General features: G+C 69.9%; 6 protein-coding genes and 1 pseudogene. 2 read left to right on the plus strand and 5 right to left on the minus strand.

Annotated features, from left to right (window positions below; all coding sequences use genetic code 11):
- The 4 genes from BGO22_RS14420 to BGO22_RS14435 form a co-directional block, all read right to left on the minus strand.
- The coding region (locus BGO22_RS14420; protein WP_286851446.1) for an acyl-CoA dehydrogenase at positions 1-1,797 on the minus strand (1,797 nt) is incomplete at its 3' end.
- Between the two features lie 13 nt (positions 1,798-1,810).
- Positions 1,811-2,248 (minus strand): PaaI family thioesterase, encoded by a 438-nt coding sequence (locus BGO22_RS14425; protein ID WP_070398385.1) that lies wholly within the window; start codon positions 2,246-2,248, stop codon positions 1,811-1,813.
- A 14-nt stretch (positions 2,249-2,262) separates the two neighbouring features.
- Entirely contained in the window at positions 2,263-3,438 is a 1,176-nt protein-coding gene (locus tag BGO22_RS14430; protein WP_070398384.1) for an acetyl-CoA C-acyltransferase, read from the minus strand.
- A 28-nt stretch (positions 3,439-3,466) separates the two neighbouring features.
- Positions 3,467-5,581: a 3-hydroxyacyl-CoA dehydrogenase NAD-binding domain-containing protein gene (locus BGO22_RS14435; protein WP_070398383.1), complete on the minus strand. Its 2,115-nt coding sequence runs from the start codon at positions 5,579-5,581 to the stop codon at positions 3,467-3,469.
- 362 nt (positions 5,582-5,943) lie between these two features.
- On the opposite strand from BGO22_RS14435, the gene BGO22_RS14440 reads away from it, so the two are divergent.
- Together BGO22_RS14440 and BGO22_RS14445 are read left to right on the plus strand one after the other, a co-directional pair.
- Entirely contained in the window at positions 5,944-6,648 is a 705-nt protein-coding gene (locus BGO22_RS14440; protein ID WP_070398382.1) for an N-acyl amino acid synthase FeeM domain-containing protein, read from the plus strand.
- A gap of 88 nt (positions 6,649-6,736) precedes the next feature.
- On the plus strand, positions 6,737-8,809 hold the full coding sequence (locus tag BGO22_RS14445) for an ATP-binding response regulator (protein WP_070398381.1): 2,073 nt from the start codon (positions 6,737-6,739) through the stop codon (positions 8,807-8,809).
- A gap of 85 nt (positions 8,810-8,894) precedes the next feature.
- Here the strand turns inward: BGO22_RS14445 and BGO22_RS14450 are convergent.
- Positions 8,895-9,103: pseudogene (locus BGO22_RS14450) on the minus strand (ABC transporter ATP-binding protein); the annotation flags it as partial.

Below are 9,103 nucleotides of genomic sequence, written 5' to 3' on the forward strand. Positions count from 1 at the left end.
GCAGGTCGGGTCGCGCCGGCTCACCACGGCGAGCCAGGCGCCGGTCTTGGGCAGCTCGTAGTGGAAGAAGAAGCGCGCGGCGGCCAGCCGCCCGGTGCGCGCCGCGCCCTCGGGCGCGGCCTGCGCGGCCAGGGCCACGTCCAGCCAGACCCAGGCCAGCACCGTGTGGCCGAAGGCCTGCAGGTAGGGCACGGCGTTGGCCAGGGCCTCGGCGGGGTTGCCCGTGGCCCAGGCGGCCTGGGTGGCCGCGCCCAACTGCGCCAGGGCCTGGCCCAGGGCGTTGGCGTGCGCGGCCAGAGCGGGCACCTGGAGGGCGCGCTCGATGGTGGCGTTGAAACGCTGGGCCAGCAGCTGCAGGCCGCGGCCGTTCTCCATCAGCACCTTGCGGCCCAGCAGGTCCATGGCCTGGATGCCGTGCGTGCCCTCGTGAATCATGTTCAGGCGGTTGTCGCGCCAGTACTGCTCCACCGGAAAGTCGCGCGTGTAACCGTAGCCGCCGTGCACCTGGATGGCCAGGCTGTTGGCCTCCAGGCACCACTCGCTGGGCCAGCTCTTGGCGATGGGCGTGAGCACCTCCAGCAGCAGCCGCGCCTCGTCGGCGGCCTCGGGCGCGCCGGTGTGCTGCTCGTCCACCAGGCGCGCGCAGTACAGCTCCAGCGCCAGCGCGCCCTCGCAGTAGCTCTTCTGCGCGAGCAGCATGCGCTTGACGTCGGCGTGTTCGATGATGCGGCTCTGCGGCCGGCTCGGGTCCTTGCCCTCCGGCCCCACGGGGCGGCCCTGCGGGCGGTTCTTCGCGTAGTCCAGGCTGGCGTGGTAGCCCGCCATGCCCAGCATTGTGGCCGCCATGCCCACGCCGATGCGGGCCTCGTTCATCATGTGGAACATGCAGCGCAGGCCCTCGCCCGGCTGGCCCACCAGGTAGCCGATGGCGCCGGCCGCGCCCCGCACCGGGAAGCGGCCCTCGCCGAAATTGAGCAGCGTATTGGTGGTGCCGCGCCAGCCGCACTTGTGGTTCAGGCCAGCCAGGGCCACGTCGTTGCGCTCGCCGGTGAGTCGCGCATCGGCGTCCACCAGCTTCTTGGGCACCACGAACAGCGAGATGCCCTTCACCCCCGGCGGCAGCTTGCCGTCCGGCCCGGGGATCTTGGCCAGCACCAGGTGAACGATGTTCTCGGTCAGTTCGTGCTCGCCGGCCGAGATCCACATCTTGTTGCCCTTGAGCCGAAAGCGCGGGCCCAGCGGGTCGTCCATGAAGCCCTCGCCGTCGGGCACGGCGCGCGTGGCCACGTCGCTCAGGCTGGAGCCGGCCTGCGGTTCGCTCAGGCACATGGTGCCGGACCAGCGGCCCGCGAACTCGTTGAGCGCGAACACGCGCTTCTGCGCCTCGGTGCCGTGCGCCATCAGCAGGTTGGCGTTGCCCACGGTGAGCATGCCGCTGCCGATGCTGACCGAGGCCATGGCGAAGAAGGCGTTGGCCGCCGCCTCCACCGTGTAGGGCAGCTGCATGCCGCCGATGGCGTAATCCTGCGCGGCGCTGAGCATGCCGCTCTCGGCATAGGCCTGGTGCGCGTCGTGCGTGGCCTGCGGCAGCACCACGCACTCGCCGTCGAAGTGCGGCTCCTGCGTGTCCACCGTGCGGTTGAAGGGTGCGTACTTTTCGCGCGCGATGCGCTCGCAGGTGTCGAGCACGGCGTCGAAGGTCTCGCGGCTGTGGTCGGCGAAGCGCTCGCGCTGGTTCAGCGCCTCGACCCCCAGCCAGTCGTTGAGCAGGAAATCGACGGTGGGGCGAAGGCTCATGACAGGTCTCTCGTCAGGTTCTGGGTGGCAAGGCGGCGATGGTGCCCTGCGCCACGGCGCACAGCTTCTCCTCGCCATCCCGCAGCACGAACACGTCGCAGCGGCACACGGCCTGGTTGCGGCCGGTGTGCACCGCCTCGGCGCGCGCGATCAGGCGCTCGCCCACCGCGGGCCTCAGGTAGTTGATCTTGAATTCGCTCGTGACCACGGGCACGCGCATGGCCGTGCCACCCGCGTAGGTGAGTGCGTTGTCGGCGGCGTAGCTCACCACGCCGCCGTGCACGAAGCCGTTCTGCTGCTTCACCGCCTCGCCGATCGGCACCTGCAGCTCGCAGCGCCCGGGCGTGAGCGCGGCGAGCTCGGCGCCGATTAGGCGCGAGAACGGCTGCTGCGCGAGCAGCTCACGTCCCATGGCCAGGAACACCTCGGGGCTCACGCCGGCGGCGTCCATGGCGGCGCGTGCGCTTACAGGACCTCGAACACGCCGGCGGCACCCATGCCGCCGCCGATGCACATGGTCACGCAGACGCGCTTGGCGCCGCGGCGCTTGCCTTCGATCAGCGCATGGCCGGTCAGGCGCTGGCCCGACACGCCGTAGGGGTGGCCCACGGCGATGGCGCCGCCGTTGACGTTCAGGCGGTCAGCCGGAATGCCCAGCTTGTCGCGGCAGTAGATCACCTGCACCGCGAAGGCCTCGTTGAGCTCCCACAGGTCGATGTCGCTGACCTTCAGGCCCAGCTTCTTGAGCACCTTGGGCACGGCGAAGACCGGGCCGATGCCCATCTCGTCGGGCTCGCAGCCGGCCACGGCGAAGCCCAGGAAGCGGCCGATGGGCTTGAGGTTGTGGGAAGCGGCGTACTGCTCGCTCACCACCACGCAGGCGCCGGCGCCGTCGCTGAACTGGCTGGCGTTGCCGGCCGTGATGACACCGCCGGGCAGCGCCGGCTTGATCCCGCTGATGCCCTCTTTCGTCGTGCCCTCGCGCAGGCCCTCGTCGGCGCCCACGGTCACCTTCTTGGTGATCAGGCCCATCGTCTTGTCGGCCACGCCGGCGGTCACCGTGATGGGGGCGATCTCGTCGTTGAACTTGCCGGCGGCCTGGGCCGCGCAGGCCTTTTGCTGGCTGGCGGCGCCGTATTCGTCCATGGCGTCGCGCGAGATGTTGTAGCGCTTGGCCACCTGCTCGGCGGTCTGCAGCATGCTCCAGTAGATCTCGGGCTTCTTCTGGTCCAGATCGAGGTCGCGCAGCATGTGCAGGTTCATCTCCTGCTGCACGCAGGAGATGCTCTCCACCCCGCCCGCCACGTAGACATCGCCCTCCCCGGCGATCACGCGCTGGGCGGCCAGGGCGATGGTCTGCAGGCCGGAGGAACAGAAGCGGTTGACGGTCATGCCCGACACGCTCACGGGCAGGTCGGCCATCAGCGCGATCTGGCGCGCGATGTTGGCGCCGGTGGCGCCCTCGGGGTTGGCGCAGCCCATGATCACGTCCTCGACGGCGGCGCCCTCCACGCCCGCGCGCTCCAGCGCGGCACGGACGGCGTGGCCGCCCAGGGTGGCGCCGTGGGTCATGTTGAAAGCGCCCTTCCAGCTCTTGGTCAGCGGCGTGCGGGCGGTGGAAACGATGACGGCGTTGCTCATGTGATATCTCCTGATTCGGTGCGGGCCATCAGCCGTTGAAATTCTTGCCTTCGGCGACCAGCCGCTGAATGAGCGGGGCGGGCTGCCAGAAGGCCGCGTCGTCGAGCGGGTTCTTCTGGAAGCGCTTCATGGCCTGCATCACGTTGAACAGGCCCACCTCGTCCGCGTACTTCAGCGGGCCGCCGCGGTGCACCGGGAAGCCGTAGCCGAAGATGTAGACCACGTCGATGTCGCTGGCCTTGTTGGCGATGCCCTCTTCCAGGATGTGCGCGGCCTCGTTCACCAGCGAGAACACCAGGCGCTGCACGATCTCCTCGTCGGAAATCTTGCGCGGCGTGATGCCCAGCGCCTGGCGGTGCTCGGCGATCATCTGCTCGACCTCGGCGTTCGGGATGGCGTCGCGCTTGCCCGGCTTGTAGTCGTACCAGCCTTTGCCCACCTTCTGGCCGAAGCGGCCCTTCTCGCACAGCAGGTCGGCGGTCTTGCTGTATTTCATGTCGGGCTTTTCCTGGTAGCGGCGCTTGCGGATCGCCCAACCGATGTCGTTGCCCGCCAGGTCGCCCATGCGGAAGGGCCCCATGGCGAAGCCGAACTTCTCGATCGCGCGGTCGACCTGCGCGGGCGTGCAGCCCTCATCGAGCAAGAAGCCACCCTGGCGGCCGTACTGCTCGATCATGCGGTTGCCGATGAAGCCGTCGCAGACGCCGGACACCACCGCCGTCTTCTTGATCTTCTTGGCGACGGCCATCACGGTGGCCATCACGTCCTTGCCGGTCTTGTCGCCGCGCACCACCTCCAGCAGCTTCATCACGTTGGCGGGGCTGAAGAAGTGCAAGCCCACCACGTCCTGCGGGCGTTGGGTGAAGGCGGCGATCTTGTTCAGGTCCAGCGTGGAGGTGTTGGACGCCAGGATCGCGCCGGGCTTCATCACCTCGTCGAGCTTCTTGAACACGGTCTCCTTCACGCCGATGTCCTCGAACACGGCCTCGATCACGAGGTCGGCGTCCTGGATGTCCGCGTAGTCCACCGTGGTCTTGAGCAGGCCCATGCGCTGGTCGAGCTTGTCCTGCTTGAGCTTGCCCTTCTTCACCTGGGCCTCGTAGTTGCCGCGCATCACGCCGACGCCGCGGTCCAGGGCCTCCTGCTTCATCTCCAGGAGGGTCACGGGAATGCCCGCGTTCAGGAAGTTCATGGAGATGCCGCCGCCCATGGTGCCGGCGCCGATGACGGCCACCTTGTCGATCTTGCGCTGGGGCGTGTCTTCCGGCACGTCGGGGATCTTGCTGGCCGCGCGCTCGGCCATGAAGAGGTGGCGCAGCGCACGGCACTCGGGCGTCCACATCAGGTTGATGAACATCTCCCGTTCGGTGGCCATGCCCTGCTCGAACTTCTGCTTGGTCGCGGCCTCGACCGCGTCCACGCACTTGGCGGGTGCGGGGAAGTGCTTGGCCATGCCCTTGACCATGTTGCGCGCGAACTGGAAGTAGGCGTCGCCGTCCTTGTGTTTGCAAGGCAGGTGGCGCACCAGGGGCAGCGGGCTGCCGTCCGCGTGCTTGGCGGCCACTTCCCGGGCCAGGGCGAAGGCTTCTTCCAGCAGGGTTTCGGGGCTGCTGGCCATCTTGTCGAACAGCCGCTGGCCGGGCAGTTGGGCCAGCATCTCGCTCTTCACGGGCTCGCCGCTCACGATCATGTTGAGCGCGGCCTCCACGCCCAGCACGCGCGGCAGGCGCTGCGTGCCGCCGGCGCCAGGGATCAGGCCCAGCTTCACCTCGGGCAGCGCGATGTTGGCGCCCGGTGCGGCGATGCGGTAGTGGCAGCCGAGCGAGAGCTCCAGCCCGCCGCCCATGGCCACGCTGTGGATCGCGGCCACCACGGGCTTGCTGCAGTTCTCCACCGCCAGGATCACGCTCAGCAGGTTGGGTTCGGCCAGCGCCTTGGGCGTGCCGAACTCCTTGATGTCCGCGCCGCCCGAAAAGGCCTTGCCGGCGCCGGTGAGCACGATGGCCTTGACGGCCGGATCGGCCTGCGCCTGCTCCAGACCGTTCGTGATGCCCAGGCGGGTGGCCAGGCCCAGACCGTTGACCGGCGGGTTGTTCAGCGTGATGAGGGCGATGTCTCCGTGGACCTTGTACTCAGCCGTCATGTGGGTTCCTTCGATGGCGGTTTTGGGAAAAGAACGATCGTTCGATTTTGGCATTCTAGAAAGACCCTTCGGGGGCGCCAAACGGGTTTGTCGCGGTCGGGACAAAACGCCCGGGCGCACCTTCTCGCTACGCCTGGCACCCCGCACCGCCAAAACGAATACGGCTGTGCTAATCGGCCCGCGCTTTGCCGCTGCCCGCTTCAAAAGCCGGAGCAGCGCGCGCGCCGCCGAACTGCGTAGGACCCACGCGACACCGGGGTTTCTCGGCGCGTCACGTGAGACAAGGGCCATTGACAATCTCAAAGTGCCAACTTTGGCACACCTCGCCGCCCCCGTTCGTCGCCTTTCGTTTGGAGAACCCCATGGACCTGATCAACACCCTCGCCAGCCTGGCCCCCACCCCCAGCAACGCACACCCCATCGGGCGGCCCCTGACCCCCTGGTCCGCGCCCGGCACCACACCCTGGCGGACGCCCGAGCCCCTGAGCGCGCTCGTGCTGCCCACGCGCGCCGACCGCATGCGCATCGCCCACCTGCGCGACCTGGCCGACTTCAAGTCGGAGTACCTGCTGGACCCGGGCCTGGCCGCGCTGGAAGACAGCAAAGACGACGCGGGCGTGGTCATGGCGCTGATGCGCGGCCACGAGGCCATCGCCACCATCCGCTTCATTCCCTCGGGCCACGGTTTGACGCTGACCGAGCGCTTCTGGTCCGACCTGGTCACCAACCCCGCCATCCTGGGGCCCAACAGCTGGGAAGTCGGCCGCCTGGTGATGGCGCCCGAGCACCGCCGCGCCGACCTGCTGACGCCGCTGCTGCGCCTGTCCCTGATGGAGCTGATGCGCCGCGAGCCGGTGGAGCACATGCATGGGTCCTGCGTCATGCGCATGACCCGCCTGTACCGCCGCTTCGGCTTCCAGATCCACGCCCTGCGCAGCCAGGCCGGCCTGGACTGCGCGCTGGTGGAGGCGACGCTGGAAGCCTCCATGCGCGCCTTCCACATCGACGAACCCGTCACCGCACCCGCCCCGCTGGAGGCCCGCGGCGAGGCGCTGCTGCTACAGTGAGCCGAGCACCGGCGGCCCGTGCGACAGCGGCGGGCCGCGCCTCCCCCCGGGCCGGCAAGGGGGATGACATCGCGAGGCGAGGAGACGCATGAGCAAACGCGGGGGGAGTCTGTTCGACCGCTACCGGGCCCACCACGAGCTGGACCGGCCACTGCTGCAATGGATCGGCGTGGTGGGTGTCGTTGCCTTCCCTATCCTGTACCTGCTGCGCCGCGCGGCCGCCGACAGCGGCTACGACGACCTGTGGTGGCGCCTGCCCGCCGTCGTCCTGTGCCTCGGCCTGGCCCTGCGCCGCTGGTGGCCCGAGCGCCTCAAGCCCTACTACATCGTCTACTCGTGGTGGGTGGTGTTCTACTGCCTGTCCTTCCTCATGTCGTACACCATGCTGCGCAACGGCGGCGGCACGCCCTTCGTGGTGAACATGGTGATGTGCGCGGTGCTCATCGTGCTGCTGGCCGACTGGCGCAACAGCGTCGCCATCCTGCTGCTGGGCTACGCGCTGGCGCTGGCCCTGTTCTTCCTGCTGGCGCCCCACCCCGTCGTGCCGCGCGACTTCGTCTTCGCCGCCGGCGGCTCGGCCCTGCTGGTGGCGGGCGGAGCCCTGTCGCATCAGGGCCAGAAGCGCGTCGAGCTCGAGCGCATGCGGCGCGTGTACATCGGCCTGGCGGGGTCCGTGGCGCACGAAATGCGCACCCCGCTCGCCCAGGTGCGCCACGCGCTCGACAACATCGCCAGCGCCCTCGGCCGCCGCGGCGCGGGCCAGCCCGTGGCGCTCACGCCGCCCCAGGTGCAGCAGATGCTGACCCATGTCCAGCAAGGCCACGAGGCCATCGCGCGCGGCCTGCAGGCGATCGAGCTCACCCTCAAGCAGTTGCAGCCCGACGCGCCCGACCAGGGCCGGCTGCACACGCTGTCGGCCGCCGACGCCGTGCGCCAGGCCGTGGACCGTTTCGCCTACGACGCCGCCGATCAGCGCGGGCGCGTGCAGGTGGTGGTCGAGCAGGACTTCCGCTTCCGCGCCGACCCCACCGCGGTGGAGCTGGTCTTTTTCAATCTGCTGAAGAACGCGCTGTACTACGCCCCCCTGCACCCGGAGATGACGGTGCGCTTCACGATCAGCACCCGGCCGGTGCCCAGCGTCGTGGTGCGAGACAGCGGTCCGGGCATCGTGCCCGAGTTCGTCTCCCACCTGTTCGAGGAATTCCAGACCACCGGCAAGGCCGAGGGCACGGGCCTGGGCCTGTCCTTCTGCCGCCGCGTCATGCGCGGCCTGGGCGGCGACATCGAGTGCCGCTCCGAGTGGGGCCATTTCACCGAGTTCACGCTGCGCTTCCCGCTGGCGCCCGCCGGCGCGCCGGTCACCACGGTGGCCCCGGCCAGCGTGGCCCTGGCCGGCCGCAGCGTGCTGATCGTCGACGACCAGCCCCTCAACCGCACCATCGCGCGCGCCCTGGTGGGCGAACTGGGCCTCACGGTGATGGAGGCCGAGCACGGCCAGCAGGCGCTGGACATGCTGCAGGCGGGCCAATTGCCCGACGCCATCCTCATGGACATCAACATGCCGGGGCTCGACGGCATCGCCGCCACGCGGCGCCTGCGCGCCCTGCCCGGCGACGCCGGCCGCGTGCCCGTGCTGGCGCTCACCGCCAACGACTCGGCGGCCGTGCGGGCCCGCGCGAGCCAGGCCGGCATGCAGGGCGTGCTGGGCAAGCCCATCGACCCCGCCGCGCTGCAGCGCGCGCTGAGCGCCGCGCTGGAAGGCCGCAGCACCGCGCCCGCGGCGCCGCCACCGGCGCCCGCGGCCGACCTGCTCAGCACCACGCGCATCGAGAACTTCCGTCGCCTCGGCCTGCTGGACGACCTGCTGCCGCGCGCCTTGCTGGACCTGCGGCGCCACGTTCAATCACTGGAGCAGGCGGCCACCTCGGACGACCGGGAAGGCGTGTCGGCCGCGCTGCACGCCCTGGTGGGCCTGGCCGGTGAGGTGGGCGCCCAGGCCCTGCACGCCCGCGCGCGCGAACGCTACGCGGGTTGGCTGGAAGGCCAGCGGCCCGGCGGCGAGGCTTGGACGCGGGAACTGCGGGAGCTGCTGGAGGCCACCGAGCGGGCGCTGTGGCAGTACTGCGGCGTGCGCGCCGAGCGCGTGCCCCCCCTCGCCTGAACGCTGCCGCGGCCAGTGCGCGTGCGGCCGCCATCCGGCCGTTGTACCAGGCCTGCGACCTCAGGGTCGGTCGCTGGCCCCTGGGCTAGACCTCCAGCCACTCCTTGCGCACCGCCGGATCGGCCTTGAGCTGCTGCGGCGTGCCGTCGAAGACGATGCTGCCGTGCCCCATCACCAGCGCACGGTCGGAAATGCTCATGGCGATGGTGAGCTTCTGCTCGATCAGCAGCACCGAGATGCCGCGCGCCTTGAGCTTCTGCAGGTACTCGGCCACCAGCTCCACGATCTTGGGCG

Source organism: Hydrogenophaga sp. 70-12, assembly GCF_001897365.1.
GTDB classification, from domain to species: domain Bacteria; phylum Pseudomonadota; class Gammaproteobacteria; order Burkholderiales; family Burkholderiaceae_C; genus Hydrogenophaga; species Hydrogenophaga borbori.

Excerpts from the sequence above, each read along its gene's own strand:
- BGO22_RS14425 (WP_070398385.1), bottom strand. The coding sequence starts at position 2,248 with ATGGACGCCGCCGGCGTGAGCCCCGAGGTGTTCCTGGCCATGGGACGT.
- BGO22_RS14430 (WP_070398384.1), bottom strand. The coding sequence starts at position 3,438 with ATGAGCAACGCCGTCATCGTTTCCACCGCCCGCACGCCGCTGACCAAG.
- BGO22_RS14435 (WP_070398383.1), bottom strand. The coding sequence starts at position 5,581 with ATGACGGCTGAGTACAAGGTCCACGGAGACATCGCCCTCATCACGCTG.
- BGO22_RS14440 (WP_070398382.1), top strand. The coding sequence starts at position 5,944 with ATGGACCTGATCAACACCCTCGCCAGCCTGGCCCCCACCCCCAGCAAC.
- BGO22_RS14445 (WP_070398381.1), top strand. The coding sequence starts at position 6,737 with ATGAGCAAACGCGGGGGGAGTCTGTTCGACCGCTACCGGGCCCACCAC.